The 25,052-nt window shown below is 67.5% G+C and carries 28 protein-coding genes and 2 tRNA genes; 21 read left to right on the forward strand and 9 right to left on the reverse strand.

Annotation, left to right across the window (positions count from 1 at the left end):
- Nucleotides 1-26 precede the first annotated feature (26 nt).
- Entirely contained in the window at nt 27-848 is an 822-nt protein-coding gene (locus ACIA49_RS09615; RefSeq protein WP_396376703.1) for a prolyl oligopeptidase family serine peptidase, read from the reverse strand.
- A gap of 124 nt (nt 849-972) precedes the next feature.
- Here ACIA49_RS09615 and ACIA49_RS09620 point away from each other — a divergent pair, with 124 nt between their 5' ends.
- A complete protein-coding gene (locus ACIA49_RS09620; protein WP_396376704.1) occupies nt 973-1,767 on the forward strand; it encodes a class I SAM-dependent methyltransferase in 795 nt (264 codons plus the stop codon).
- A 1-nt stretch (nt 1,768) separates the two neighbouring features.
- Here ACIA49_RS09620 and ACIA49_RS09625 read toward each other — a convergent pair whose 3' ends face one another.
- The 3 genes from ACIA49_RS09625 to ACIA49_RS09635 all read right to left on the reverse strand — a co-directional run bounded on the left by ACIA49_RS09625 (nt 1,769) and on the right by ACIA49_RS09635 (nt 4,305).
- Nucleotides 1,769-2,140: a VOC family protein gene (locus ACIA49_RS09625; RefSeq protein WP_396376705.1), complete on the reverse strand. Its 372-nt coding sequence runs from the start codon at nt 2,138-2,140 to the stop codon at nt 1,769-1,771.
- Between the two features lie 10 nt (nt 2,141-2,150).
- A complete protein-coding gene (locus ACIA49_RS09630) occupies nt 2,151-2,978 on the reverse strand; it encodes a TrmH family RNA methyltransferase (RefSeq protein ID WP_396376706.1) in 828 nt (275 codons plus the stop codon).
- A 124-nt stretch (nt 2,979-3,102) separates the two neighbouring features.
- Complete coding sequence (locus tag ACIA49_RS09635; protein ID WP_396376707.1) at nt 3,103-4,305, reverse strand: TerC family protein; 1,203 nt, start codon at nt 4,303-4,305, stop codon at nt 3,103-3,105.
- A gap of 102 nt (nt 4,306-4,407) precedes the next feature.
- On the opposite strand from ACIA49_RS09635, the gene ACIA49_RS09640 reads away from it, so the two are divergent.
- Together ACIA49_RS09640 and ACIA49_RS09645 are read left to right on the forward strand one after the other, a co-directional pair.
- Complete coding sequence (locus tag ACIA49_RS09640) at nt 4,408-5,013, forward strand: TetR/AcrR family transcriptional regulator (RefSeq protein WP_396376708.1); 606 nt, start codon at nt 4,408-4,410, stop codon at nt 5,011-5,013.
- A gap of 82 nt (nt 5,014-5,095) precedes the next feature.
- Nucleotides 5,096-6,592 (forward strand): FAD-dependent monooxygenase, encoded by a 1,497-nt coding sequence (locus ACIA49_RS09645; protein WP_396376709.1) that lies wholly within the window; start codon nt 5,096-5,098, stop codon nt 6,590-6,592.
- Here the strand turns inward: ACIA49_RS09645 and ACIA49_RS09650 are convergent.
- Entirely contained in the window at nt 6,559-7,116 is a 558-nt protein-coding gene (locus ACIA49_RS09650; RefSeq protein WP_396376710.1) for a helix-turn-helix domain-containing protein, read from the reverse strand. The two genes, ACIA49_RS09645 and ACIA49_RS09650, sit on opposite strands and share 34 nt — an antisense overlap.
- 39 nt (nt 7,117-7,155) lie before the next feature.
- Between ACIA49_RS09650 and ACIA49_RS09655 the strand changes: the two genes are divergently transcribed.
- Nucleotides 7,156-7,671, forward strand: a complete 516-nt coding sequence (locus tag ACIA49_RS09655) for an arsinothricin resistance N-acetyltransferase ArsN1 family B (protein ID WP_396376711.1) — start codon at nt 7,156-7,158, stop codon at nt 7,669-7,671.
- Here ACIA49_RS09655 and ACIA49_RS09660 read toward each other — a convergent pair.
- A complete protein-coding gene (locus ACIA49_RS09660; protein ID WP_396376712.1) occupies nt 7,668-8,258 on the reverse strand; it encodes a M15 family metallopeptidase in 591 nt (196 codons plus the stop codon). The two genes, ACIA49_RS09655 and ACIA49_RS09660, sit on opposite strands and share 4 nt — an antisense overlap.
- An 87-nt stretch (nt 8,259-8,345) precedes the next feature.
- On the opposite strand from ACIA49_RS09660, the gene ACIA49_RS09665 reads away from it, so the two are divergent.
- From ACIA49_RS09665 to ACIA49_RS09675, 3 genes are read left to right on the forward strand one after another with little or no spacing between them, the layout of a single operon-like run.
- Entirely contained in the window at nt 8,346-9,008 is a 663-nt protein-coding gene (locus tag ACIA49_RS09665; RefSeq protein ID WP_396376713.1) for a response regulator transcription factor, read from the forward strand.
- Complete coding sequence (locus ACIA49_RS09670) at nt 9,005-10,096, forward strand: sensor histidine kinase (RefSeq protein ID WP_396376714.1); 1,092 nt, start codon at nt 9,005-9,007, stop codon at nt 10,094-10,096. Before ACIA49_RS09665 ends, ACIA49_RS09670 begins: the two co-directional genes overlap by 4 nt.
- Before the next feature lie 10 nt (nt 10,097-10,106).
- Nucleotides 10,107-10,592, forward strand: coding sequence for a GNAT family N-acetyltransferase (locus ACIA49_RS09675; protein ID WP_396376715.1), 486 nt, complete (start codon nt 10,107-10,109; stop codon nt 10,590-10,592).
- A 69-nt stretch (nt 10,593-10,661) separates the two neighbouring features.
- Here the strand turns inward: ACIA49_RS09675 and ACIA49_RS09680 are convergent, their stop codons facing one another.
- Both ACIA49_RS09680 and ACIA49_RS09685 read right to left on the reverse strand, forming a co-directional pair.
- Entirely contained in the window at nt 10,662-11,057 is a 396-nt protein-coding gene (locus ACIA49_RS09680) for a hypothetical protein (protein WP_396376716.1), read from the reverse strand.
- Nucleotides 11,058-11,191: 134 nt separating this feature from the next.
- Nucleotides 11,192-12,016, reverse strand: a complete 825-nt coding sequence (locus tag ACIA49_RS09685; RefSeq protein ID WP_396376717.1) for a M23 family metallopeptidase — start codon at nt 12,014-12,016, stop codon at nt 11,192-11,194.
- Between the two features lie 364 nt (nt 12,017-12,380).
- On the opposite strand from ACIA49_RS09685, the gene ACIA49_RS09690 reads away from it, so the two are divergent.
- The 11 genes from ACIA49_RS09690 (at nt 12,381) to ACIA49_RS09740 (ending at nt 23,627) form a co-directional block, all read left to right on the forward strand.
- A complete protein-coding gene (locus ACIA49_RS09690) occupies nt 12,381-12,455 on the forward strand; it encodes a putative leader peptide (RefSeq protein ID WP_355460830.1) in 75 nt (24 codons plus the stop codon).
- 99 nt (nt 12,456-12,554) lie between these two features.
- On the forward strand, nt 12,555-13,502 hold the full coding sequence (locus ACIA49_RS09695; RefSeq protein WP_396376718.1) for an amino acid ABC transporter permease: 948 nt from the start codon (nt 12,555-12,557) through the stop codon (nt 13,500-13,502).
- Entirely contained in the window at nt 13,499-14,260 is a 762-nt protein-coding gene (locus ACIA49_RS09700) for an amino acid ABC transporter ATP-binding protein (RefSeq protein ID WP_391541326.1), read from the forward strand. The genes ACIA49_RS09695 and ACIA49_RS09700 overlap by 4 nt, the downstream gene beginning before the upstream one ends.
- Nucleotides 14,261-14,270: 10 nt before the next feature.
- On the forward strand, nt 14,271-15,221 hold the full coding sequence (locus tag ACIA49_RS09705; RefSeq protein WP_396376719.1) for an ABC transporter substrate-binding protein: 951 nt from the start codon (nt 14,271-14,273) through the stop codon (nt 15,219-15,221).
- Between the two features lie 9 nt (nt 15,222-15,230).
- Nucleotides 15,231-16,184: an ABC transporter substrate-binding protein gene (locus ACIA49_RS09710; protein ID WP_396376720.1), complete on the forward strand. Its 954-nt coding sequence runs from the start codon at nt 15,231-15,233 to the stop codon at nt 16,182-16,184.
- 18 nt (nt 16,185-16,202) lie between these two features.
- A complete protein-coding gene (ssuE, locus tag ACIA49_RS09715; protein ID WP_396376721.1) occupies nt 16,203-17,258 on the forward strand; it encodes an NADPH-dependent FMN reductase in 1,056 nt (351 codons plus the stop codon).
- On the forward strand, nt 17,255-18,553 hold the full coding sequence (locus ACIA49_RS09720; protein ID WP_396376722.1) for an LLM class flavin-dependent oxidoreductase: 1,299 nt from the start codon (nt 17,255-17,257) through the stop codon (nt 18,551-18,553). The genes ssuE and ACIA49_RS09720 overlap by 4 nt, the downstream gene beginning before the upstream one ends.
- Nucleotides 18,550-19,866 carry an NtaA/DmoA family FMN-dependent monooxygenase gene (locus ACIA49_RS09725; protein WP_396376723.1) on the forward strand — a complete coding sequence of 439 codons (1,317 nt, stop codon included), beginning with the start codon at nt 18,550-18,552 and terminating at the stop codon, nt 19,864-19,866. Before ACIA49_RS09720 ends, ACIA49_RS09725 begins: the two co-directional genes overlap by 4 nt.
- 5 nt (nt 19,867-19,871) lie before the next feature.
- A complete protein-coding gene (locus tag ACIA49_RS09730; RefSeq protein WP_396376724.1) occupies nt 19,872-21,758 on the forward strand; it encodes an FAD/NAD(P)-binding protein in 1,887 nt (628 codons plus the stop codon).
- Complete coding sequence (locus tag ACIA49_RS09735; protein WP_396376725.1) at nt 21,748-22,854, forward strand: LLM class flavin-dependent oxidoreductase; 1,107 nt, start codon at nt 21,748-21,750, stop codon at nt 22,852-22,854. Before ACIA49_RS09730 ends, ACIA49_RS09735 begins: the two co-directional genes overlap by 11 nt.
- A complete protein-coding gene (locus tag ACIA49_RS09740; protein ID WP_396376726.1) occupies nt 22,851-23,627 on the forward strand; it encodes a DUF1684 domain-containing protein in 777 nt (258 codons plus the stop codon). Before ACIA49_RS09735 ends, ACIA49_RS09740 begins: the two co-directional genes overlap by 4 nt.
- Nucleotides 23,628-23,739: 112 nt before the next feature.
- Here the strand turns inward: ACIA49_RS09740 and ACIA49_RS09745 are convergent, their stop codons facing one another.
- Nucleotides 23,740-24,363: a DUF899 family protein gene (locus ACIA49_RS09745; RefSeq protein ID WP_396376727.1), complete on the reverse strand. Its 624-nt coding sequence runs from the start codon at nt 24,361-24,363 to the stop codon at nt 23,740-23,742.
- Nucleotides 24,364-24,577: 214 nt separating this feature from the next.
- On the opposite strand from ACIA49_RS09745, the gene ACIA49_RS09750 reads away from it, so the two are divergent.
- The 3 genes from ACIA49_RS09750 to rpmG all read left to right on the forward strand — a co-directional run bounded on the left by ACIA49_RS09750 (nt 24,578) and on the right by rpmG (nt 25,009).
- Nucleotides 24,578-24,650: transfer RNA gene (locus ACIA49_RS09750), tRNA-Thr, on the forward strand.
- A 50-nt stretch (nt 24,651-24,700) separates the two neighbouring features.
- Nucleotides 24,701-24,777 (forward strand) — tRNA-Met (locus tag ACIA49_RS09755).
- A 64-nt stretch (nt 24,778-24,841) separates the two neighbouring features.
- The gene (gene rpmG / locus ACIA49_RS09760; protein WP_012923742.1) at nt 24,842-25,009 is read left to right on the forward strand and encodes a 50S ribosomal protein L33; all 168 of its coding nucleotides are present in this window, start codon (nt 24,842-24,844) and stop codon (nt 25,007-25,009) included.
- The last annotated feature ends 43 nt before the right edge of the window (nt 25,010-25,052 follow it).

The raw sequence follows: 25,052 nt of genomic DNA on the forward strand, positions 1-25,052 counted from the left end.
TCAGGTCTGGCCAGATCCGGACAAGCTCACGTCCGGGCGCGCAACCGATCCGGCAACCCCGGCAGGTCCAGCCACTGTGCGAGGAAGCGGGCACGATCCGTGTACGCCGCCACCTCGTTGATCACGTGCCCGGTGTCGTACCACCGGAACTCCTTCGGTTCACTCCCCGCCGCGAAGAACCGCTCGCAGCTCTCCCGGCTCACGCTCTGGTCGAACCAGGCCGACTGGAACAACAGGGCGGCCGGTGCCGCATCACCGACGAAGTGAACGCAGTCGTAAGGCTCCATCAATGCCAGCAGCGGTTCGTACTCGGCCGGCGTCATCGCCTCCCGCCTTCGCGCGATCTCCGGGTACGACGTCTCCCGGTAGAAGATGCTCATCCCCGACATCCCCGAGTCGAACACGAAGCACCGGAACCGCCGGTCGATCCCGCTCACCGTGCCGGCCATCATCGCGCCCGTCGAGTGCCCGACGCAGCCCAGCCGATCCACGCCGTACGACGTGAGCAGGTCGGCGCCGCGCCGGATCGCGAAGATCGACTCGCGGAGGTTCCGGACCGGGTCGCCGGTGTCCGCGATGGCCAGCGACAACGCGATCCCGCCGGCCTCGGCGACCTGGATCGCCTCCGGCAGGAACGCCTCCCGCCCGCCGGTCGAGTGCTGGTAGATCACTCCGGCCAGCTCGTCGCCGGCCAGCAGTGCGCCCGACGGGAAGACCAAGTAGCCCTCGGCCCGCGAGCCCTCGGCGTTGTCGTAACTGCACCGGGCGAGCACCACGCCGTCGCGCTCGCCCAGGACGTCGGTGACCGGATTCAGCGGCAGCGCAGTGTCATAGGAGAGATCAGGCATGTCATCAGGGATAGAAGCATTTGCTCCCGGCAACTAGTGTGTATCGGTATGTAAGACGATGGGTCTCACTCAGCAAGATTCAGGGGTAGCCTGAGGCGTGTCGCCGAGGGCAAAGGAGCCTGGGATGAATAACGTGTACACGCACGGCCACCACGAATCGGTACTGCGCTCGCACAGCTGGCGGACCGCGGAGAACTCGGCCGGCTACCTCCTCCCGCACCTGCGCCCCGGCATGTCCCTGCTCGACATCGGCGCCGGCCCCGGCACGATCACCGCCGACCTCGCCCGCCTGGTCGAGCCCGGCCGGACGACCGCGCTCGAGGCGACCCTCGAAGCCTTGGACATCACCCGCGCCACCTTCGCCGACCTGGACATCGAGATCGAGTTCGTCGTCGGGGACGTCCACGCGCTGGACCTCCCGGACGACGAGTACGACGTCGTCCACGCGCACCAGGTCTTGCAGCACGTCGCGGATCCGGTCCAAGCGCTCCGCGAGATGCGCCGCGTCTGCAAGCCGGGCGGGATCGTCGCCGCCCGCGACTCGGACTACCGCGCCTTCGCCTGGTACCCGAGATTCCCCGAGCTCGACGAGTGGATGGAGCTCTACCAGCAGCTCGCGCGCGCCAACGGCGGCGAGCCGGACGCGGGTCGCCAACTGCTGTCGTGGGCGCTCGAGGCCGGCTTCGAGAAGGTCGACTCGACCGCGAGCAACTGGACCTTCGCCGACCCCGAGGGACGCGCGTTCTGGGGTGGCATGTGGGCCGACCGGATCCTCCAGTCGGCGATGGCCGACCAGGCCCGCGCGTCCGGCGTACCGGAGGCAACGCTGGAAGGGATCTCCCAGGCGTGGCGCCGTTGGGCGGCGCGGCCGGACGGCTGGATCTCGATCCTGCACGGCGAGATCCTCTGCACAGCCTGAGCTACTGGGAGGCGAGGACGACGAGGTAGTTGTCCAGATCGCGCAACCAGAGCTCGTCGTGGCCGGCGTTCGGATTGTGGTGAACGTCGGTCTGGATCGTCGCCCCGGCCGCCCGGGCCCGCGCGGCGGCCGCCTGCAGGTCGTCGGTCGCGAACCACAGCGCGACGCCGTTCCCCAGCACCTGCTCGGGATCGCCGATCGTCCCGTGGTGGTGACCGACGTCCAATCGATGCAACTGCAGGATCAGTACGCCGTCCACCAGGAGCCGCTCGTATTCCGGTCCGCCGTGACCGCTCGCGGCTCCGAGGACTTCGCCGTACCAGGCACTGCTCTTCTCGACATCGCGCACGGCGATCATGGGTTGAGGCTGCATGCCCACGACGTTAGGCGGGCGGCGGCGTACCGGTCTTGAAGGAATGGGAACGCTGCCGGGAAACCTCATACAGTACGGCGGTCGCCGCGTTGGCCGCGTTGAGCGAACTCGCGGCGCCGGTGATCGGGATCCGGACCAGGACGTCGGCGGCGTCCTTCCAGGCGGAGCTCAACCCGTTGGTCTCGTTGCCGATCAGCACCAGCGCGGGCTGGGTGAAGTCGAAGTCGAAGACATCCACGGTCCCCGTCTCATCGGTCCCGGCCATCACGATCGGGACGTCGGTACGGCGTACCCAGTCGATCACCTCGCGGTGTGACGGGACTCGAACCGCCGGCAGCGCGAACAGCGAACCCGTGGTCGCGCGAACCGCCTTCGGGTCGTAGATGTCGGCGGCGTGGCCGGTGACGATCAGGCCGGACGCGCCGAAGGCATCGGCGGACCGGATGATCGAGCCGATGTTGCCCGGCCCGGTCGGGCGGTCGAAGACCACACCGAGGAAGTCGGGGCCGACCGGGATCCGGTCGAGATCGTCGGGCGGCATCTCGACGACGGCGATCAGCTCGGGCTCGTCCTTCTCGCCAAGCTCAGCCAGCAGTGCCGGCTCCATCGCCACCCGCTCAACACCTGGCAGCCGCGTCAGCAGCTCACGCGCCCACGTCGACAGCGGCCGAGCAGCATCATGAATAACCACCCGAACAGGCCAGCCGTGATCCACCGCCAGCGAGATCGGCCGCACCCCGTGAACCAGGAACTCCCCGGCCCGCTGGCGCTTGTTCCGATTCCCCAAGTACGACTGCCACACCTGGAACCGGGCGTTCCGCGTCGAGATCCGCTGCATCCCGCCACCCTAGAGCCAGCGTCCGAAAACACGCCGACGACGTACTGCATTCCTTCGGACGCTGCGGGAGAGCTCTTGCTAACGTCCGAAAACACGCCGACCACGTACTGCGGTGCTTCGGACGTTAGGGCTGGATGTAGCCCTTGGTGTGGCCGGCGTGGAGGGTGGCGTGGGTTTCGGCCACCTGGTGGCAGAGGGCCAGGAGCTCCGGCTCGTTCTTGACCTGCTGGCGGGCTTTGGGGCCTAGAGCGACGATGTGGTCGCGGGCGCGGAGGAGGCGGAGGAAGATGCGCTCGCGCTCGCTCGGGTCGTCGGTGTACTCCTCGTCCAGGTACGCCGTTGCGTCCCGGCGGATGTGGGCCATCGCGGTCTGGGTCCGTCCCCGCGTGCTGAACAGCGACGCGAGGATCGTCAGCACCAGCACGACCAGGATCACCACGAGCGACAGCCCGGTGCTGATCTCGCCGACCTCGATGTGTTCGCCGTCGTTGATGAACGGCAGGTTGTTCTCGTGCAGCGCGTGCAGGATCAGCTTGGCGCCGATGAACGCCAGGATCACCGCCAGTCCGAAGGACAGATAGATCAGCCGGTCCAGCAGGCCGTCGAGCAGGAAGTACAACTGGCGCAGGCCGAGCAGGCTGAACGCGGTCGCGGTGAAGACGACGAAGACGTTCTGTGTCAGCCCGAAAATCGCTGGGATCGAGTCGAGCGCGAACATCAGGTCGGTCCCGCCGATGGCGACCATCACCAGCAGCATCGGGGTCATCAGCCGCTTGCCGTTCACCGTCGTGAACAGCTTGTCGTCGTCGAACTCGGGGCTGGTCCGGAACATCCGGCGGGCCAGCCGGACCACGATGTTCTGCGCCTGGTGTGACTCCTCGGTCTCCGGCTTCAGCATGTTGCCGGCGGTGATCAGCAGCACGATGCCGAACAGGTAGAAGACCCACGAGAACGAGTTCAGCAGCGCGGAGCCGAGGAAGATGAAGCCGGCCCGGGCGATCAGCGAGACCACGATGCCGACCAGCAGCACCTTCTGCTGGTTCTCCCGGGGGACCCGGAAGCTGGTCATGATGATCAGGAACACGAACAGGTTGTCGACCGAGAGCGCCTTCTCGGTGACGTAGCCGGCGAAGTACTCCGACCCCATCGCCGAGCCGCCCAGGACGAACGTCCCGACGCCGAACAGCACCGCGATCCCGACGTACAGCGACGACCAGACCGCGGCCTCGCGCAGTGTCGGCACGTGCGCCGACCGGACGTGGAAGAAGTAGTCGAACAGCAGCAGTCCGACAATCCCGAGCAGGGTCAACACCCAGGCCAGCGTCATGGGGCCAGCCAATCACGACGGTGTCCGTGGACACGCCACCTTCTGGAAATTTGCCTGAAAGGCATCTTTGCCTAAAGGGCAAGTTTGTGTAGAGTCGATGGCATGACCGAGGGACTGCGGGAGCGGAAGAAGCGGGAGACGCGGATCGCGCTCAGTTGGGCAGCGGTCCGGCTCGTGGTCGAGCGTGGCTACGGCAACGTGAAGCTCGAAGACATCGCCGCCGAGGCCGGGGTCTCGCTCCGCACCTTCCGCAACTACTTCACCAGCAAGGCCGAGGCGATCGCTGCGCGGCAGGTCGATCGGGGATACACGGTCAATGCGGCCCTCCGTGAGCGGCCCGCCGACGAGCCGTTGTGGGAGGCCGTTCGCGCCGCGGTCAACGCCGGGTTCGAGCTCGGCGTCGAGGGCGGCGGTCAGCAGCTTCCGGACGACAAATGGCTGGCCGGAGTCCGGCTGATGGTCACGGAGCCCGCGCTGCAAGGAGCCATGGCCGGAGCGCAGGCCGCCGTCACCGAGGAGTTGGTCGCAGTCGTGGCGGAGCGGACCGGTGCCTCCGGCATCTATCCGCGCTTGGTTGCCGAGGTCATCGGTGCCGCCCAGCTGGCCGCGACGCACGAATGGCTGCGGGCCGATCCGCCGCGGCCGATGTTCGACCTGTTCCACGAGGTTCTGGACCGGATCACCGCCGGCCTGCCCGAACCCTCCTGAATCTCATCTCCAGAAACCCCCGGTCACCAACCGGGGTGCTGAGTTTTGCCCCAAAAATCCTGCCCTGAAAGGGAGAACCGCCATGGATGCCGATGTCGTCATCGCCGGAGCCGGTCCGAACGGGCTGCTCCTCGCCGCCGAACTACGCCTCGCCGGAGCCCGTCCGATTGTCCTCGAACGACTCCCCGAACGCGCCAACGAACAGCGCGCCAACGGCCTGGTCGGCCAGGTCGCCCGCGCCCTCGACCGTCGTGGTCTCGCCGAACCGCTCGGCGGCGACCCGGGCGGACCGGTCCCGCGGCCGGAGTACATCTTCGCCGCGATGCGTCTGCCGCTGCAGCTGATCGACGACAACCCGATTTACATCCTGCCGTCGCCCCAGCCGAAGATCGAGGCGGTCATGGAGGAGCGCGCGCTCGAGCTCGGCGCCGAGCTCCGCCGCGGTCACGAGCTGGCCGGCTTCACCCAGGACGCCGACGGCGTCACCGTCGAGGTCACCGGACCCGAGGGCTCATACACCCTGCGCGCAAAGTTCCTCGTCGGCGCCGACGGCGGCCGCAGTCTGACCCGCAAGCTGGCCGGGATCGACTTCGTCGGCGTGACCAATGACGCGATGGTCTCGCGGGCCGGTCATGCCAGCATCCCCACCGAGTACGTCGACCCGGCGACCGGCGTACTGCGGATTCCCGGGTACGGCGACGTTCCGCCGTTCATGCATCATCGCTCGGACAACGGCCTGTTCGTCTACGCGCCCTTCCCGGGTCGGCAGCCCCTCGTCAGCACCGGCGAGTGGGACGAGCCGGGCGCCAACGAGATGACCTTCGAGGAGCTTCAGGCAAGCGTCGACCGAGTCCTCGGCGTCCACCTCCCGCTGGTCCAGGAGTCCGAGTTTGTACGGCGGACTGTCGGCGGCAACACGCGAATCGCCGACCGGTTCCGGGTGGGCCGCGTGCTGCTGGTCGGCGACGCCGCGCACGTGCACTCGGCGATGGGCGGTCCGGGGCTGAACCTCGGCCTGCAGGATGTCCTCAACCTGGGCTGGAAGTTGGCCGCCGAAGTTCAGGGCTGGGCGCCCGAAGGCCTGCTCGACACCTACGAATCCGAGCGTCGGCCAGTCGGCGAGCGTGTGGTCCTGCAGACGCAGGCGCAGTCCGCCTTGATTGCCCCCGGCCCCGAAGTCACCGCCCTTCGTAAGGTGTTCGCCGAGCTGCTCACCGAACCCGCGACCGTCCAGCACATCGCGAACCTGATCTCCGGCGCCGATGTCCGGTACTTCGACGGTCCGCATTCGTTGATCGGCCGCTCGGTCCCCGACCTGACCGTTGACGGTGTCCGGCTGGCCGAGATCCTGCGTTCGGGTCGGCCGGTTCTCCTCGACCTGCTCGAAGGTTCGCCGTACCAGGTCGACAGCGACCGGATCGACCTGGTCACCGGACGAGGTGAAAGGCAGGTCGCGATGCTGATCCGGCCCGACGGGTACGTCGCCTGGGCGGCCGATGACGGCGACGATCAACAGGGTCTCGATGAAGCGTTGAGCAAGTGGTTTCAGGTGCGGAGCTTGACCAACGCGACGACGTAACGACAGGAGGTGTCGGTCGGATTGCGGAAGGTGGTGGGGGATGGTGCGCTCAGCTGCAGGCAATCGCCCGGGTTCAGTTGGTGCACCTCCTGTCCTTCGTGCAACTCCAACTGGCCCTCGAGGATCCACAACTGCTGGCTCTTGAAGATGTACGCGTCGGCCGGATAGGAGACCGAGGCGCCGGGCGGCAGCTGAACCTCGACCAGTTCGAGCGGTCCGTCGGTCACGGGGGACAGCGCCCGGCGCTGGTATCCGGTGACGGGGTCGGTCCAGACTGGCTGGTCCGCCGCACGGCGCAGCAGGTCGCCGGTGTTCTCGGCCCGGGCGACGAGCTCGGACAGCGTCATCCCGAGTGCGCCGGAGAGCCGGCCGAGCAGGATCGCGGTCGGCTGGGCCTCGCCACGCTCGATCTTGCCGATCATCGCGCGGGAGACGCCGGAGCGTTCGGCGAGCGCGTTCACGGACAGGTCCTGGGCGATCCGGGCAGCCTGCACGGTCGCGGCGAGCGAGTCGGAGAGATCCATGCTTGCCACTATAGCGGCACTTATGGCTACTATCGTCACATGATCAGAGATGCCGCACCGGAGGACGCCGCGGCCTGTGCCGCGATCTACGCGCCCTATGTCACCGACACCACGATCACGTTCGAGATCGAGCCGCCGACGGCCGCGGAGATGACGGTCCGGATCGAGCAGGCCCAGGAAACGCATGCCTGGCTGGTGATCGAGGACGCCGGCCGGGTCACCGGTTATGCATACGCCGGCCCGATGAAGGCCCGAGCGGCGTACCGGTGGTCGTGTGAGGTGAGCGTCTACCTCGAGCTCGGCCGCCGCCGTACCGGAGCGGGGCGGGCGCTCTACGAGGCGTTGTTCGAGCGGTTGATCGCCCGCGGGTACCGGACGGCGATCGCCGGGATGACGTTGCCGAACGACGCCAGCGTCGGACTGCACAAGGCCCTGGGGTTCGAGCCGATCGGCACCTACCGCGAGATCGGCTGGAAGCTCGGCGGCTGGCACGACGTCGCCTGGGCGCAACGGAGGCTCGCCGTACTGGCTGATCCGCCGGCCGAACCGCGCTAGGACGGGGTGGTCATCGGCGGGCAGTCGCCGCCGGGTGTGGTGACCAGCTCGAAGTGCCAGATCTCGTTGGAGTAGGTCTGGCAGAGGCCGTACCGGTTGCCCTTGCGGATCAGCCAGTCGTCGGCGTTGGTCGGGCCGATGTCGACCGCATGGCCGGTCACGTGGTGCGACTCGTCCGGGTCCGCGACGTACTTCTTCGCCTTCTCCCGGCTGCCGTACTGCTTGATCGCCTTGTCCATCAGCTCGATCTGGTACTTCTTGCTCCGCCAGCCGGTGGTCACCTGCATCGGGATGCCATCGGCCTTCATCGCCTTCTCGGCCTGCTGGACGGCCTTGCGTAGCTCGGGGTCGAGCTTGCCGATCCCGGGCAGGTCGGTGTCGAAGGCGCTGGTCCCGGCCGGCAGCTTGCCGTCGGCCGCGCCCGGGAGTCCCTTGCCGGCACTCGACGACCTACCGTGCGAAGTGCCGGGAGGGGCCGCCGCGTCGGTCCGGTCGGCCGAGCAGGCGGTCAGACCGAAACTGGTGACCGCGGCAACGATTACCAGCCCGGCGAGGGCAGTGGAGCGACGAGGTGTGGTTTCGATCATGCCGACAGTTCATCTGCTGCGATGTTGCCGGAGCGTCTACGTTTCGGCATACGTTTTCGATACGTCCGGCCTGGTTCAATGGTCGGTATGCGGGTGCTGGTCGTGGAGGACGAGGTCTATCTCGCCGAGGCGCTCCGGGCCGGCCTGCGGCTGGAGGCGATCGCGGCCGATCTCGCCTTCGACGGGCACGCGGCGCTCGAGGCGGTCGCCGTCAACGATTACGACGTGGTGGTGCTGGACCGCGACATCCCCGGCCCGAACGGCGACGAGGTCTGCCGGCAGATCGTTGCGCAGGGCATCGGTTGCCGGGTGCTGATGCTGACCGCGGCCGGTGACCTGGACGACAAGGTGACCGGGTTCGAGCTCGGCGCCGACGACTACCTGACCAAGCCGTTCGAGCTGCGGGAGCTGATCGTCCGGCTCCGTGCGCTGGTACGGCGTCCCGCTGCCGCTACGCCGACCGTGATCGAGTACGCCGGAGTCAGCCTCGACCCGTTTCGTCGCGAGGTCTATCGGGGCGGCAGCTATGTGAAGCTCACCCGAAAGCAGTTCGCCGTACTGGAGGTGCTGATGACCGCGCGCGGTGGGGTGATCAGCGCGGAAACCCTGCTGGAGAAGGCCTGGGACGAGAATGCCGATCCGTTCAGCAACGCGGTCCGGATCACGATCTCGGCGGTCCGCAAGCGGCTCGGTGATCCGTGGGTCATCCACACGGTGCCGGGCGTCGGCTATCGGATGGGCACGTCATGAGTTCGCCGTTGATGACGTGGCGGCCGCGGTTGACGGTCCGGCTGCGGTTGACCTTGAGCTATGCCGGGCTGTTGGTCGTCGCCGGTGCGGTGATGGCCTGCATCCTGTGGCTGGTCTTCCGGATCGTGCCGAACTATCCGTTCATGGCGGCCAACCCGCGGGACGAGCGACCGGCCCCGACGCGCGGTGAGATTCTCGATCTGACGGTCAAACTGTCGGCGTACGCGATCGGTCTTCTGGCGGTGATCGGCCTCGTCGGCGGCTGGTTCCTGGCCGGGCGGATGCTCAAGCCGCTGCAGGAGATCACCGCGGCCGCCCAGCGGGCCTCCACCGGGGCGCTCGATCACCGGATCGGGCTGACCGGGATCCGGGACGAGTTCACCGACCTGTCCGACACGTTCGACGCGATGCTCGATCGGCTGCAGGCGTCGTTCGAGCAGTACCGGCGGTTCGCGGCCAACGCCTCCCATGAACTGCGGACACCACATGCGGTGATGAAGACGATGCTCGACGTCGCCCAGGCGGATCCTGATCACCAGGACGTGCCCGAGCTGGTGAAACGCCTGGCCGAGACCAACCAGCGCGGGATCGACATCGTCGAGGCGCTGCTCAGCCTGGCCGCGCTGAACAACCGCGAGGTCGAGCTCGATCCGGTCGACCTGTCAGCTGTCGTCCGTACGGCGCTCCCCGTACTGACGGCCGAGGCGCGCGCGGCCGGGATCACCATCAGCACCGACCTGACCGAATCTGTTGTCGAGGGCAACGAGATCCTGCTGCACCAACTGGTCACGAACCTCGTGCAGAACGCGATCCGGCACAACCTCGGCCCCGGCGGCTCGGTCACCCTCGCGCTCTCGCCCGGCCGCCTCATCGTCCGCAACACCGGCCCGGTCCTCGACCCGGCCCAGGTCCGAACCTTCACCGAACCCTTCGCCAAAGACCGCTACGGCGCCGGCCACGGCCTAGGCCTGGCCCTGGTCGCCCGCATCACCGAATCCCACCACGGCACCCTCGACCTCACCCCCAACCCCGCCGGCGGCCTCACCGCCACCGTCTTCCTCCCGCCGGCTGACCTCGTCGGAGGGTGAGGATGGGGACATGGGTGAGGTGACGGTGCGGTGGGCGGTTGCGGGGGACGCGGCGGTACTGCTCGAGATCGAGCAGACGTCCTGGGACGGGACGACCGGCTTCCCGTCGATGGTGGAGCGGATGGGCGACAACTTCTTCGCCAAGAGCGGCCCCGAGGTGCACCTGGTCGCGGAGATCGACGGAGCCGTCGTCGGATACCTGCGGCTGGAGAGCAAGTACCCGTTCCCCGAAGGGGCCGGCGTACTGGCTGTCAACGGGCTCGCAGTGGCGCCCGCCGCGCGTGGCCAGGGCGCAGCGTCCGCCCTGCTCACTGCCGCGACCGACGAGGCCCGACGCAGAGAGGCCCGAAAGCTGAGCCTGCACGTGTTCGGTTCGAACGCGACCGCGCGCCGCCTGTACGAGCGCCACGGATACGTCGTCGAGGCCACCCACCCCGCGGAGTTCGTGGTCGAGGGCCGGCCGACGGACGACGTCGTACTAGCGAAGGTCCTGTGAACTCCTGCTGCGGGCTGAACCGACCTGCGCAGGCTTCGGCCACCCTGTACTGCGGGTGGAATCGACTCCTCAAGTACGGCGTTCCGCCGCGCCCGCGTACTTGACGATCAGGTCCACGGCCTTCTGGAGCCGCGCCTCATCCGGTTCGTCCGGTGCCTCGTCGGGCTCGTCGTACGGCTCCGTTCCGAAGCATCGATCAAGCCCTTCCCGCACCATCGTCTCGACTTCCGGCCGGCTAAGCCTGCTGAAGTCACCACCCACCCGATCGGACATCACGAGCATCTCTCGAACGACGTCGTCATACTCATCCGGATTGTCCGGGTAGACGACCTCGCAGGGATCGGCTTCCTCGAGGCTCTGCGCCAAGAGTGCGTACGCCTGAGGGAAGCGTCGTTGCAGCATCACTCGAACAGTCGCCGCTTCGGCCGCCGTCTCGATCGACCAGAACTTCACTGCGCCTCTCATCTACTGCGACCCTCTTTCCATCGTGGGCATCGGCTCAAAGTAGCGTCAAGGATGCGGGCGGCGACTGCAGGTTGTTGTGAACGCGCGAAGGCGCCGCGCGGGGGAGCGCGACGCCTTCGGGGAGTGGTGCTGAACTACGGGGTGAGGCCGTGGGCGCGGAGCCAGGGCTCGGGGTTGATCGGGTTCTCGCCGTCGGGGAGGACCTCGAAGTGCACGTGCGGGCCGGTGGTGTTGCCGGTCATGCCGACTGCGCCGACCTGGCTGCCTGCGCTGACCGAGTCGCCGACGGAGACGTCGAACTCGGCCATGTGGCTGTACGACGTCACGGTGCCGTCGGCGTGCCGGACCTTCACCTGGCGGCCGTAGGCGCCTTCGAAGTCGGCCTGGATGACCTCGCCGGCCAGCACGGAACGAACAGGAGTCCCGTACGCCGTCGCGAAGTCGAGGCCGGTGTGGTTGTGGGCCCAGCGACCGCCGGCCTGGTTGAAGCGCGCGGTCAGGTGGTAGCCCGTGGTCGGGAGGACGATCTTCGGCGCGGCGTTCGCCTTCGCGATGGCAGCGGCCTTCGCGAGTGCGACGGCCTTCGCCTTGGCCTCAGCCTTGGCCTTGGCGGCGGCGAGCTTGGCCGCCTGCGCCTTGGCGGCGGACAGGGCCAGCGCACGACGGGTCGTCATGGCTCCCCGGGCCGCACGGTCCTGGTAGGCCTTCGCCTCGGCCAGCGACAAGCTGATCCGGCTGGTGTCCCGGGAGCCGAGGTCACGACGCTCGACACGGGCTGCGGTGAGAGCGTCGGCCTGTGAGGGGCTCAGTCCGGTGCTCGCGGTAGAGGCCTCGCCCATGGAGGCGGTGAGACCGATGGTGCCCGCGGTCGCGGCGAGGGCGGCGGTGAGACCGACCAGCTGCGTCCGGCGGCTGCTACTTCGTTGCTTGTTACGCGCCTTGGACCGGTGTCTGGCCACAGGGTGAGAGGACACGATGGCCTTTCAGGAAGGGGTAGTGCCGTGGCGGATCCCGCGGCAACTCATCGACCATAACGACGAGATCACGGGCACCTCAACTGCGGATTGCAACCGGATCACGGAAATCGGTCACGCTGAGCGACTGCCGTCCTTCGCCTCGTACCCGCTCAGGCGTGGGGTGTGCTCACGGAAACCGCGATCACCGCGTGACCGGGATCACCCGGGTTCTGGTCGTAGCATGCCCTCCGGAGCCGATATAAGCCGCCCAGATATTGAGATGTTTGTGTACTGACTTACTGATCTTTGAGCTTCGTCCCATACTGGTTGAGACCGCAGATATCAGTGGCAAACGGAGGGAACGGGAATGACGCGCGCACTGCCGTACTACCGCCTCCACATCGACCTGCTGCGGGTCTCCAGCGCACTCTGTCGGCGCTGACCGCACTCTCTCAACCCTTCCGCACCGCCCCAAGACGTCCATGCCCGGACGTCGGCGCCGCCGTGCCCGCGTAAGCCTGCCCACCGCCAGGGAGATTCCGTGTCGACCACTTCACTGACGTCCGCTCAGGACACCGCTGATCCACCATCCGCTGGACTGGCCGATGCCGACCTGCCTGTCATCGGCCGGCGCCACCCATGGCGCTGGGTCGGGGTCGCGGTCGTCCTGACGTTGCTCGCGATGTTCGTGCACGGCCTGGTCACCAACCCTGGTTGGGATTGGCCGACGTTCTTCCAGTTCTTCACCACCCGGACGATCTTCTCCGCGCTCTGGGTGACCATCCAGCTGACGGTCTACGGAACCGTGCTGGGCTTCGCCCTCGGCGCCGTGGTGGCGACGATGCGCCTGTCCAGCAGTCCGTTCCTGCAGGTCGTTGCCTGGGGCTACATCTGGGCCTTCCGCTCGATCCCGCTGATCGTGCAGCTGCTGTTCTGGTTCAACATCGCTTACCTGTATCAGGAACTGAGCCTGGGGATCCCGTTCGGCCCGGAGTTCGTGCACTTCAGTACCAACAACCTGTTCGGTCCGCTCGGCGCCGCCGTACTGGGACTGGCGTTGCATCAGGCCGCGTATGCGGCCGAGATCATCCGCGGCGGCATCATCTCGGTCGACGCCGGCCAGACCGAAGCCGCCGCGGCACTGGGGATCCCGAAACTGCGGCAGTTCTTCCGGATCATCCTTCCGCAGGCGATGCGGTCGATCCTGCCGAACGGCGCCAACGAGGTGATCAGCCTGTTCAAGGGCACGTCGATCGTGTCGGTGATGGCGATCCCCGAGCTCTTCTACCAGGTACAGGTGATCTACGGCCGCAACAGTCGCGTCGTACCGCTGCTGATGGTGGCAACGGTGTGGTACATCGTCCTGACCACGCTGCTGTCGATCGCGCAGTTCTACGTCGAGCGGCACTTCGCCCGCGGTACGGCAAGGTCGTTGCCCCCGACACCTATCCAGCGGGTACGACGGGTGCTGGCGGGGGTTGTGCGATGAGCGCGATGGTTGACATCAAAGGTGTGCACAAGAGCTTCGGTGAGCTCGAGGTGCTCAAGGGTGTGGATCTCGAGGTCCGGGCCGGCACCGTCACGGTGATCCTGGGGCCGTCGGGTTCCGGGAAGTCGACGTTGCTGCGGTCGATCAACCATCTGGAGAAGGTCGATCGTGGACTGATCCGGATCGACGGCGAGCTGATGGGTTACAAGCGGCGCGGCGACAAGCTGTACGAGCTGCGCGAGCGCGAGATCCTGCACCAGCGGTCGCAGGTCGGCTTCGTGTTCCAGAACTTCAACCTGTTCGGGCATCTGACCGCGTTGCAGAACGTCGTCGAGGCGCCGGTCTCGGCCCAGCGCCGCAAGCGCAGCGAGGTCGAACCCGTCGCCCGCGAACTGCTGGAGCGGGTCGGCGTCGGCGACAAGGCCGACGTGTACCCGCGGCAGCTCTCCGGCGGTCAGCAGCAGCGAGTCGCGATCGCCCGCGCGCTGGCGCTGAAGCCGAAGGTGCTGCTGTTCGACGAACCGACCAGCGCGCTGGATCCGGAGCTGGTCGGTGAGGTGCTCGACGTGATCAAGGAGCTCGCCCGCGACGGTTCCACGATGGTCGTCGTCACCCACGAGATCGGCTTCGCCCGGGAGATCGCCGACACGGTGGTCTTCATCGACGGCGGCGTGATCGTCGAGTCGGGCCCACCGCATCAGGTGCTCGACAACCCCGTCCACGAGCGCACGCGCGCCTTCATCTCCAAAGTCCTCTGAGGAAATTCACATGAGAACTCCCCTGTACGCCGTTCTCGCCGCCGGACTGTTGCTCGCGGCAACCGCCTGTTCATCCGACCCGACCACCAACGTCTCGGCCGAGACCGGTGGCGTGAACACGTCGGCCGACCAGAAGCGCGTCGAGGTCACGAAGAATGACGCGGCCGGCGCGCTGCTCCCGGCGAAGGTCCGCGAGCGCGGCACCTTGATCGTCGGCAGCGGCCAAGGCAGCGGCAGTGTGCCGCTCGGCTTCTACGCCGACGACAACAAGACCCCGATCGGGCTCGAGATCGACATCGCCTACCTGCTCGCCGGTGAGCTCGGGCTGAAGCCGGAGATCGAGGTGACGAGTTGGGAGAACCTGTTCGTCGGTCTCGACTCGGCCAAGTACGACGTCGGCCTGACCAACATCACGGTCACCGAGAAGCGCAAGCAGAAGTACGACTTCGCGACGTACCGCAAGGACGACATCGCGTTCGAGGCCAAGAAGGGCGGGACCTGGCGGGTGACGTCGGGCAAGGACATCGCCGGGAAGACGATCGCGGTCGGGTCCGGGACGAACCAGGAGAAGATCCTGGTCGACTGGAACGAGCAGAACATCAAGGCCGGGTTGCCGGCGGCAACGATCAAGTACTTCCAGAAGAACACCGACACCTACCTGGCGCTGAGCTCGGGACGGATCGACGGCTACTTCGGACCCAACCCGTCGATCGCGTACCACATCAAGACGTCGGGGGAGACCGAGTCGATCGGGAAGTTCTCCGGCGCGGGACCGACGCTGCAGGGGCTGATCGCCGCGACGACGAAGAAGGACAGCGGGCTGGTCAAGGCCTACCAGGCCGCGCTGAACGCCGCCATCGCCGACGGCAGCTACGCCAAGGTGCTCGACCGCTGGAACGTCGGCACTGAGGCAGTTGAGAAGTCGGAGATCAATCCGCCCGGCCTGCCGATCACGGATTGAGGGCTGATCATGCTGAAGAAGATTCTGATCGGTGTCGCGCTGCTCTCGTTGGCCGCATGCGCCGACCCGCCGACGGAGGCGCCGAAGACGGACGCGTCCGTGGTGTCGTTCGACACCTCCGGGAAGCAGGAACACATCACGTCGGCGAAGGTCGACTCGATCGCCGCGGAGTTGCCCGCCGAGATCCGGGCGAGTGGCAAGTTGGTGGTCGGCAACGGCTCCGCTGGTGGCGGTCAGCCGCCGCTCGGGTTCACGGCCGACGACAACAAGACACCGATCGGTGTCGAGATCGACATCGCCTACCTCGTCGCCAGCGTGCTCGGGTTGCAGACCGACGTCCAGACGACCAGCTGGGAGAACCTGTTCCTCGGGCTGGACTCCGGCAAGTACCAGATCGGCGCCTCCAACATCGGCGTCTCCGAACTGCGCAAGGAGAAATACGACTTCGCGACCTACCGGCTCGGTCTGCACGCGTTCGAGGCGAAGGCGGGTTCCGGGCTGAAGATCAGCGGTCCGGCCGACATCTCCGGCAAGAAGGTCGCGGTCAGTTCGGGGACGCTCCAGGAGGCGATCCTGCTGGAGTGGAACAAGCAGAACGCGGCCGCCGGCCGTCCGCCTGCCGACCTCAAGTACTACCAGCAGTCCGCTGACACCTTCCTCGCGCTGCAGTCCGGCCGGATCGACCTGTACCTCGGTCCGAACCCGAACGCGACGTACCACGTCGCCACGCAGCACCAGACCGAGATCGTCGGCACGGTGTCGTCCGGCTATCCGATCCAGGGCCTGGTCGGGATCACCACGAAGAAGGACAACGGCCTGGTCAAACCGCTGGCCGACGCGCTGAACGCGGCGATCGCCGACGGCAGCTACGCGAAGGTGCTGGCCAAGTGGGGCCTCAGCGGCGAGGCCGTCCCGAAGTCGTTGGTCAACCCTCCCGGCCTTCCCAAGCCTCCAGCCAAGTAGTGCACGAGTAGGAGAAACATGGCGACCATCGCAACGATCTCCAGCAGCCCGTCGGTACCGTCCCGGACCGACGCCGTCCTCGACTACGTCACCAAGCGTCTGATCAGTCACGGTCACGAGGTCACCCCCATCGTGCTCCGCGACCTCCCGGCCGGCCCGTTGCTGCACGGCGACGCCGACGACCCCGGTATCGCGGCCGCAATCAAGACTCTCGAGTCGGCCGACGCGGTCGTCGTCACGACTCCGGTGTACAAGGCGGCGTACGCCGGTCTGCTGAAGGTCTTCCTGGACCTGCTGCCGCAGTACGCACTGAAGGGCAAGACAGTGTTGCCGTTGGCAACAGGTGGGACGCCGGCGCACGTGCTGGTGATCGACTACGCACTCCGGCCGGTCCTCAACAGCCTCGGCCCTGGCGCGATCACCCAGGGCTGGTTCGTGCTGTCGTCACACATCAACCTGTACGACGGTGGCGGCGTACTGCTTGATCAAACCGCCTCGGTGCCGCTCTACCAGGTGACCGAGGCGTTCCTGACCGCCGTCGAAGGCGGTGAGGTGGTCGACAGCCCGCCGGTACAGACCGCGGCGATCGAGGTGGTCCGGGCTCGGCCCGAGGACCCGGAGGCCGCGCCGCTGCTCGCCGATCTGGTGGTCGAGTACAGCACTCGCTACGGCCGGACGAACGAGAACACGCAGCTCACCGAGGTCCCGCCGACCGACTTCCACGCTGACAGCGGCGGTGCGTTCGTGCTCCTCCGGTACGGCGGTCAGACGGTGGCCGGTGGTGCCATTCGCCGGTACGACGATCAGACGGCCGAGGTGAAGCGGATGTGGACCTCACATCTGCATCGGCGGCAGGGGCTGGGTCGCCGGGTGCTCGCGGAGTTGGAGCAGGCGGCGATCGATCTCGGTTACCGCAAGCTCTACCTCACCACCGGACCCCGCCAGCCGGAAGCAGCCGCGCTCTACCGAGCCGTCGGCTTCGAACCGCAGTTCGACGTGGACGCCGACCCGGAGTCGATCGGCCCGCTGCCGTTCACCAAGGACCTCACACCCGCTCTGAAGGTGGCCTCATGAGTCGACTGATCACCGCAATCGAGATCGACGGTGCCGGCGGTCACCCGGGCGCCTGGCGTGGACCGGAGGTGGACCCGGGGGCGATCCTCACGGGTTCGCTCGCCCTGCGCGCCGTACAGCGTGCGGAGGCTGCCGGGATCGACATCGCAACGTTCGTCGACACGCTGGAAGCGCCTGCGGATGCGACTGGTGCTGTGAGCGTGCGGCTGGATGCACTCGGCCTGGCCGCGCGCATCGCGCCAGCCACCTCACGCATCGGGCTCCTGCCGACCATCACGGTCACGCACACCGAGCCGTTCCACGTGCAGGCCTCGGTCGCGACCCTCGACTACGTGTCGTCCGGTCGCGGCGGCTGGGTCGCCGACGTCTCCACCTCCGCCGCAGCCGCGTCCGTCATCGGCCGCCGCGAACCAGCGCCGGCCGCCGACCTCTGGCGAGAAGCCCGGTACGTCGTCGACGTGAGCCGCCGCCTGTGGGATTCCTGGGACGACGACGCCATCATCCGCGACGCCCCCACCGGCCGCTTCATCGACCGCGACCGCCTCCACTACGTCAACTACGAATCCCCCACCTTCACCATCAAAGGCCCATCCATCGTCCCGCGCCCCCCACAAGGTCACCCGGTAACGGCCGTCCGAGTGAACACCCCCGAGGCGCTCGAGGCGGCAGGAGACGCCGAGCTCGTGCTGCTGCCAGGGGCGGAGAACCTGGCGGAGCGCGTGGAGCGCATCCGAGCCGCCGCTCGTGGTGCAGCCTCCGGCCGCCGAGGTGCGGCAGCGGCTGCTCAGCCCAGCCCTGGGGCGAGTGCTTCTGCGAACTCCACTCGCTCGGACGGTGCGGCGCCCGTTGCGGGATCGGCATCCGCCGGAGGCGACTCCTCGGCTGGTGCAGCCCGCACCACCTCGTCGGCAGCCGGCGGCCAGACCAGCTCTTCTGCGAACTCCGCCCGCTCGGATGGGGTGGAGCCGGGGGCGGGGGGTGGGGGACCTCGGGTGCTGGTTTCGGTCGGCGTACTGATTGATGAGGATCGGGGTGCGGCTGAGCGACGGGCTGAGGGTGGGGCGTTCGACTACGTGGGTGGGGTTGAGGGGCTCGCGAGTCTGGTGCGGGAGTGGCAGGCGGCGGGGGTCGACGGGGTGCACTTCAGGCCGGCCTCGTTGGAGCTCGACGTACCGGCGATCGCGGATCGGTTGTTGCCGTTGCTGCAGGCAAGTAAGTCGGAGCGGGTGGTGACTTTGCGGAGCCGGTTGGGGTTGGGGCGGCCGGCGAACCGGTACGCGGAGGGAGCGCGATGACGAAGCAGATCCACCTGGCGGCGCACTTTCCGGGTGTGAACAACACGACGGTGTGGGCCGATGCGGAGTCCGGTTCACAGATCGACTTCGCGTCGTTCAAGCATCTGGCGGCGACGGCCGAGCGGGGCACGTTCGACTTCTTCTTCCTCGCCGAAGGGCTCAGGTTGCGGGAGGTGAAGGGGCGGATCCACGACCTCGACGTCGTCGGCCGACCCGAATCGCTCACCGTGCTCAGTGCGCTGGCCGCGGTCACCACGCACCTCGGTCTCGCAGCAACGGTCAACTCGACGTTCAACGAACCGTACGAACTGGCCAAGCGGATCGCCACGCTCGACCACCTCTCCGGCGGTCGCGCCGCGTGGAACGTCGTCACCTCCTGGGACGCGTTCACCGGCGAGAACTTCCGTCGCGGCGGCTACCTCGACAAGGCTGACCGCTACGTCAGGGCGCAGGAGTCGCTCCGGATCGTCCGCAAGCTGTGGGCGTCCTGGTCCGACGACGACCTGGTACTGGATCAGGAGGCGGGCGTGTTCGCCCGTGAGGGCACTGGGGCCTTTGCGGACGACGGCGCGCACTTCAGCATCCAGGGCCGCTTCGGCCTGCCGCCTTCACCACAAGGGCGGCCGGTCGTGATCCAGGCCGGTGACAGCGATCAGGGTCGGGACTTCGCGGCGTCCGGTGCGGACGTGATTTTCAGCCGGCACGGGTCGTTCGCGGCCGGGCAGACCTTCTACAAGGACGTGAAGGACCGCCTGGCCAAGCACGGCCGTACCGAAGAGTCGCTGAAGATCATGCCCGCGGTCACGGTCGTAGTCGCCGACACCGACGCCGAGGCGGTCGAGAAGGCGCGCCACATCCGCGAACAGCAGGTCTCCGGCCCGACCGCGATCGTCCTCGCGGAGCTCATCTGGGGCCGCGACCTCTCGTCGTACGACCCGGACGGGCCGCTGCCTGCCGAGGACCCGGTGATCGGATCCAACGTCACCCAAGGCCGGACCGGGTTCAACGACCCGGCGTCGATCATCAAGGAGTGGCGGGAGGCCGCCGAGGCCAACAACTGGTCGCTGCGGCAGACGGTGATCAACCAGCAGAACCGCCAGACCTTCATCGGTTCGCCGGAGACCGTCGCCACCGAGATGAATCACCACGTCCAGGAGAACGCCGCCGACGGCTTCGTCCTGGTCCCGCACCTCACCCCGGGCGGCCTCGACGACTTCGTCGACCGGGTCGTCCCCCTGCTCCGTGAACGCGGCGTCTTCCGCTCCGAATACGCCGGTACGACGCTCCGCTCGCACCTCGGAATCGACCAATGAGTCAGGTGAGCACCATCCACCGCCGACCGACCGTGGTCTTCGTCGGCGGTGGACCACGGACGGTCGGACTCCTCGAGCGGTTCGCGGCCAACGCCGAGGAGTTGCTCGGGGACGGCCCGGTCGAGATCCATGTCGTGGATCCGTTCCCCGCTGGTGGCGGCCGGATCTGGCGACGCGAGCAGTCGCGCCTGCTCTGGATGAACTCGATGACCTCGGACGTCACGATCTTCACCGACGAGTCCGTCGAGTGCGAGGGGCCGATCCGGCCGGGGCCCGACCTCGCCACCTGGGTTGCCGGTGCCGGCGCGACCATCCTCGAGCGGGCTGGTATCCAGCAGCCCGGCCCGATGGACTTCCCACCCCGGCTGGTCCAGGCGGAGTACCTCTCCTGGGTCTGGGACCGCGTCGTCCGTGACCTACCGGCCACGGTGACCACCCACCTCGAACGAGCGGTCGAACTGACCCCCGACCAGCGAGTGATCCTCGCGTCGGGAGTCGAAATCCAAGCAGACTTGGTGGTTCTGGCGCTCGGCTATCTCGATCGGTTGCCGACGGCATCGGAGACCGCCTGGGCCGCGAAGGCCAAGGCTGCTGGTCTCACCTACATCCCACCGGGCTACACCGCCGACGTGGATCTCGGCGAGCTGCAGCCCGGAGAACACGTGATCGTCCGCGGCTTCGGACAGGCCTTCATCGACCTGATGGTCCTGCTCACCGAGGCCCGCGGCGGCTGGTACGACGAATGCGACGGCCTGCTCACGTACAACCCGTCCGGTGCCGAGCCGATCCTGTACGTCGGCTCGCGGCGCGGCGTCCCGTATCACGCCAAACTCGGTTACACCGTGGCCGGAACCAAGCCCGTCCCGACCCGCTACCTGACCAAGGCAGCCCTCGACTCGTACGGCGATGGGGTGCTCGACTTCGACAGTCAGCTCCAGCCGTTGATCGACAAGGAACTGGCCTTCGCGCATTACCAGCAACTGTTCCGCGCGCACTCCGAACGGACGCGCTGGGAATGGCCTCGCTTCCTGGAGGTCCTCGACCGATCGTTGCCCGACGCACCGGAATTCGTGGCCGCGGTGGCGGACGCCGTACCGGATCCTGCTGATCGGTTCGTGCGGTCGGCGGTGGATCGGCCGCTGCACGGCCGGTTCTTCGAGGACTGGTTCACGTTCGAGCAGTTCCTCACCGAGCTGATCGAGAGCGATCTGCTGCGGCGTGCCAACCCGGACCATTCGGCCGACCTCGCGGTCTTCAACGCGTTGCTGAGCATCTACAGCGTGCTGTCGGTCGCCATCACCGAAGGACGGTTGAGCGACGAGGACCGGGTACGGCGAGTCGAGACCGAGTGGCACGGGTTCTTCTCCTTCGTCGCGAGCGGTCCGCCGCCGCGTCGGCTCGAGGAGCTGCTCGCGCTGCACCGGGCCGGGATCGTCCGGTTCGCCGGTCCCGACCTGGAAGTTGCCATTGACAACGATCGGTTCGTGGCCCGGTCGCCGGCGATCGGCGGGAAGGTCCGGGCGCGGGCGTTTGTCGAAGCGCGGTTGCCGCGGCCCGACGTACTGGCTGCCACGGATCCCTTGCTGCGTGGGCTGTTGGCCGACGGAACCCTGGCCGCCGACGAGTTGTTCGCCGCCGACGGGACGAGTCTCGGCGGTGGTCAGCTCAAGGCCGACGCTGCCAGCCGGGCGATTCGCGCCGACGGTTCCGTGCATCCCGGACTGTTCCTGCTCGGCCCGTCGGTCTCCGGCTCCGCCGGTTCGTCGGGATTCTCTCGCCCGCATTTCAACGGTCCCGGCTTCCGCCAGAACGACGCGGTCGCCCGGAATCTGCTCACTTTGCTAGCGCCCTTGGCGCCCGCCGTACGGAAGGAAGAACGCCATGCCAGTTGAGTTCCTGGGCATCGCCGGGACCAACCCGGCCAGTGAGGTCGAGCCGCGCACCGGTGGTGCGCTCGATCTGGAGTACACCGCCAAGCTGGCCCGCGCCCACGAGGACAACGGCTGGGACCGGATCCTGTTCGCGTACCACTCCGGATCGCCGGACCCGTCGCAGGTCGCGGCCTACGTCGCCGGCAAGACCGAGCACATCAACCTCGTCGTCGCGCACCGGCCCAACGTCGCCTACCCGACGCTGACCGCCAAGACCTTCGCGACGCTCGACCACCTCAGTGGCGGGCGGTTCGAGGTGCACGTCATCACCGGCGGCTCGACCGCCGACCAGGCCGCCGAGGGCGACTTCCTGAGCAAGGACGACCGGTACGGGCGCACGCAGGAGTTCATCCAGATCCTCAAGCAGGCCTGGACGTCCGACGAGCGGTTCGACTTCGCCGGGAAGCACTACCAGTTCGAGCAGTTCGTCGCGGACATCAAGCCGCTGCAGCAGCCCCGGCCGCGGATTTCCTTCGGTGGCTCGTCGGCTGCCGCGTACGCCGTCGGTGCGGCCGAGGCGGACATCTTCGCGCTCTGGGGTGAGCCGCTGGCCGGAACCCGCGAGCAGCTCGCCACGATCGAGGCTGAGGCTGCGCGTGCCGGCCGGGTTGATCGACCAACCATCCAGATCGCCTTCCGGCCGATCATCGGCGCGACCGAGGAGCTGGCCTGGGAGAAGGCCGAGCGCATCCTCGGCCGGATCAAGGACGTCCAAGCCGGTACGCCGTCGCCGCGCGCCCGTCTCCGCTCGAAGACTCCGGAGAACGCCGGCTCGCAGCGGCTGCTCAAGGCCGTGGCCGAGGGAGAGCGGCACGACCGCGCCTTGTGGACCGGACCGACCGGTCTGACCGGTGGTGGCGGCAACTCGACCGCACTGGTCGGAACGCCCGAGACGATCGCTGCCGCGCTGCTCGACTACTACGACCTCGGCATCCGGATCTTCTCGGCACGTGGCTACGACATCTACGACGACGCGATCGACTTCGGCCGCTACGTCATCCCGCTGGTCCGCTCCGAAGTTGCCCACCGCGAATCCCGGAAGGACCTGGCCTCGTGACCGTTGTCTCTGATCTGGAGCAGGACTGGCAGACCTGGCACGCGGCGCGTGAGCAGGACCTGAACACGGACTACGGCTGGCTGAGCATCGTCGGGTTCAACTGGCTCCCGTCGGAACCCGCTGCGCTGCCGGGGCTGCCCGGGACGTGGTGGGTGGCTGACGGCCGGGCGCATGTGGCGGCTGATGGTGCGCTGACGTTGAATGGGGCACCGGTGCACGAGACCTCGGCAACGGTCGCTGAGGCCGGTTCACTCAGCTGGCTCCTGTACGGCGACCGCCTGATCGAGCTGGTGTTACGTGGCGGCCGGTACGCCGTTCGCCAGCGCGACCCCCGTGCTGAGACCCGACAAGGGTTCACCGGCGTACCGACGTACCGGCTGGAGCCGGAGTGGGCGGTGCGCGGCTGGTACACGCCGTACGGGGCTCCGGAGCGGGTGGAGGTGTCAACGGCGCGCAAGGACCTGCGTCAACACGTCACTGCGGTTGGGACGGTTCACCTGGCGCTGGACGACTCGGCGTACGAGCTGGTGGCGACGGCTGCGTCGGACGGGCGGCTGTCGCTGTCCTTCTATGACCCCACCAATGGCTCTGAGACTACGCCGTGGCGCACTGTGACGACAGGTGTGGTGGAGCGCGACGGGTCGGTGCTGATCGACTTCAACCGCGCCATCAACCTGCCGTTCGCGTTCACTGCGTTCGGGACCTGCCCAGCGCCGGTCACCGGCAATCGGCTCGGACTGCCGGTGACTGCCGGCGAGAAGAAGGTCCGGTGAAGTTCTGGACCTACCCTGATCGACAACTCCCCGAGGTCGAGAGTCGCGCCTCGGTGGAGACCTTCGTCACAGATGTGATGCCGGTACTGCGATACCCCAGCCGCGTCTAGGCCTAGCCGTACGTCGGGTGCTGTGGCCAGCCGGCAGGGGAGTCTTCCCACTCCTCCTGCCGGCCGTACGGTGCCAGGTCGAGGATGTTGGGGACGAACATCAGCCGGTCGACGCCGCGCTGGCCGGTCGAGTAGGTGCGGTAGACCGTGTCGCCGTCGCGGAGGAACACGTTCAGCAGGAAGCCTCCCCCGGCTCCACAGTCGGCGGAGAACGTCGTACCGGCTGAGGAGGCGAACGGGACCGTCCAGCCCTGCTGCTTCCAGTAGCCGCTCATCTGGTCCAGCGGCATGTCCGACACGGTCGCCCAGGCCATACCGTCGCGCGCCAGGCCCTCCAGATCGGTCACCTGGTTCGTGAAGTTCGTGCAGCCCGGGCAGAAGTGGTCGGGGCCGGTGTGCATGAACTGGTAGAGCGCCAACTGCTGCTGGTCGCCGAACAGCTCCAGGAGCGTCACCGGGCCGCTCGGGGACTCGAAGGTGTACTCGCCGAACCGGACCATGGGCAACCGGCGTCGCTGGGCCGCCAGGCGGTCCAGGGCCCGGGTGGCCTCCTTCTCGGCCGTGAGCAGCTCGGCCCGGGCCTTCTCCCAGTCCTCGGCCGGGACCACTGTCGGTAGCGCGGTCATCTGATCGTCCTCTCGTCGCTGGATGCCTCTACCTGTACGACGAAGCCGGTTCCCCGATCTCGACACCAGGCCCGATCAAGATTGGTGGCGGGGTTGGTCAAAAGCACTCCCTGGGACCCGGTATGATTTCCGAGTCGGACAGAGGGGGGCACACAGTGCGCCTGGCTCGATTTCACATCGAGGCGGCAGACCGTGTAATCTCTCTCCTCGGCCCGCCCCTTTAGCTCAGTCGGCAGAGCGTCTCCATGGTAAGGAGAAGGTCTACGGTTCGATTCCGTAAAGGGGCTCTGAGATCGACAGCTCATCCGGTTCGCTGGATGGGCTGACGAAATCTCCCGGCGGGGTAGCTCAGGTGGTTAGAGCACACGGCTCATAATCGTGGTGTCGCGGGTTCGACTCCCGCCCCCGCTACCACGCAAGGCAGTACTTCGAGAGTGCGATCACCCAAGTTGCGCACTCATGAGCTAAAGAGGCAGCAGTGGCCAAGTCAACCGACATCCGCCCGAAGATCACGTTGGCGTGCACGGTGTGCAAGGAGCGCAACTACATCACCAAGAAGAACCGGCGTAACGACCCGGACCGTCTGGAGATGAAGAAGTACTGCGCGCGTTGCAACGACCACACGGACCACCGCGAGACCCGCTGATCTCAGCAGTCTTTCGTGAGGGCCGCTCCGGGAAACCGGGGCG

It is taken from the genome of Kribbella sp. NPDC051587, from assembly GCF_044453945.1.
GTDB lineage: Bacteria > Actinomycetota > Actinomycetes > Propionibacteriales > Kribbellaceae > Kribbella.

Bases quoted from the DNA above. Each gene is read 5' to 3' on its own strand.
- ACIA49_RS09615 (WP_396376703.1), bottom strand. From the start codon at position 848: ATGCCTGATCTCTCCTATGACACTGCGCTGCCGCTGAATCCGGTCACC.
- ACIA49_RS09620 (WP_396376704.1), top strand. From the start codon at position 973: ATGAATAACGTGTACACGCACGGCCACCACGAATCGGTACTGCGCTCG.
- ACIA49_RS09625 (WP_396376705.1), bottom strand. From the start codon at position 2,140: ATGCAGCCTCAACCCATGATCGCCGTGCGCGATGTCGAGAAGAGCAGT.
- ACIA49_RS09630 (WP_396376706.1), bottom strand. From the start codon at position 2,978: ATGCAGCGGATCTCGACGCGGAACGCCCGGTTCCAGGTGTGGCAGTCG.
- ACIA49_RS09635 (WP_396376707.1), bottom strand. From the start codon at position 4,305: ATGACGCTGGCCTGGGTGTTGACCCTGCTCGGGATTGTCGGACTGCTG.
- ACIA49_RS09640 (WP_396376708.1), top strand. From the start codon at position 4,408: ATGACCGAGGGACTGCGGGAGCGGAAGAAGCGGGAGACGCGGATCGCG.
- ACIA49_RS09645 (WP_396376709.1), top strand. From the start codon at position 5,096: ATGGATGCCGATGTCGTCATCGCCGGAGCCGGTCCGAACGGGCTGCTC.
- ACIA49_RS09650 (WP_396376710.1), bottom strand. From the start codon at position 7,116: ATGGATCTCTCCGACTCGCTCGCCGCGACCGTGCAGGCTGCCCGGATC.
- ACIA49_RS09655 (WP_396376711.1), top strand. From the start codon at position 7,156: ATGATCAGAGATGCCGCACCGGAGGACGCCGCGGCCTGTGCCGCGATC.
- ACIA49_RS09660 (WP_396376712.1), bottom strand. From the start codon at position 8,258: ATGATCGAAACCACACCTCGTCGCTCCACTGCCCTCGCCGGGCTGGTA.
- ACIA49_RS09665 (WP_396376713.1), top strand. From the start codon at position 8,346: ATGCGGGTGCTGGTCGTGGAGGACGAGGTCTATCTCGCCGAGGCGCTC.
- ACIA49_RS09670 (WP_396376714.1), top strand. From the start codon at position 9,005: ATGAGTTCGCCGTTGATGACGTGGCGGCCGCGGTTGACGGTCCGGCTG.
- ACIA49_RS09675 (WP_396376715.1), top strand. From the start codon at position 10,107: ATGGGTGAGGTGACGGTGCGGTGGGCGGTTGCGGGGGACGCGGCGGTA.
- ACIA49_RS09680 (WP_396376716.1), bottom strand. From the start codon at position 11,057: ATGAGAGGCGCAGTGAAGTTCTGGTCGATCGAGACGGCGGCCGAAGCG.
- ACIA49_RS09700 (WP_391541326.1), top strand. From the start codon at position 13,499: ATGAGCGCGATGGTTGACATCAAAGGTGTGCACAAGAGCTTCGGTGAG.
- ACIA49_RS09705 (WP_396376719.1), top strand. From the start codon at position 14,271: ATGAGAACTCCCCTGTACGCCGTTCTCGCCGCCGGACTGTTGCTCGCG.
- ACIA49_RS09710 (WP_396376720.1), top strand. From the start codon at position 15,231: ATGCTGAAGAAGATTCTGATCGGTGTCGCGCTGCTCTCGTTGGCCGCA.
- ssuE (WP_396376721.1), top strand. From the start codon at position 16,203: ATGGCGACCATCGCAACGATCTCCAGCAGCCCGTCGGTACCGTCCCGG.
- ACIA49_RS09720 (WP_396376722.1), top strand. From the start codon at position 17,255: ATGAGTCGACTGATCACCGCAATCGAGATCGACGGTGCCGGCGGTCAC.
- ACIA49_RS09725 (WP_396376723.1), top strand. From the start codon at position 18,550: ATGACGAAGCAGATCCACCTGGCGGCGCACTTTCCGGGTGTGAACAAC.
- ACIA49_RS09735 (WP_396376725.1), top strand. From the start codon at position 21,748: ATGCCAGTTGAGTTCCTGGGCATCGCCGGGACCAACCCGGCCAGTGAG.
- ACIA49_RS09745 (WP_396376727.1), bottom strand. From the start codon at position 24,363: ATGACCGCGCTACCGACAGTGGTCCCGGCCGAGGACTGGGAGAAGGCC.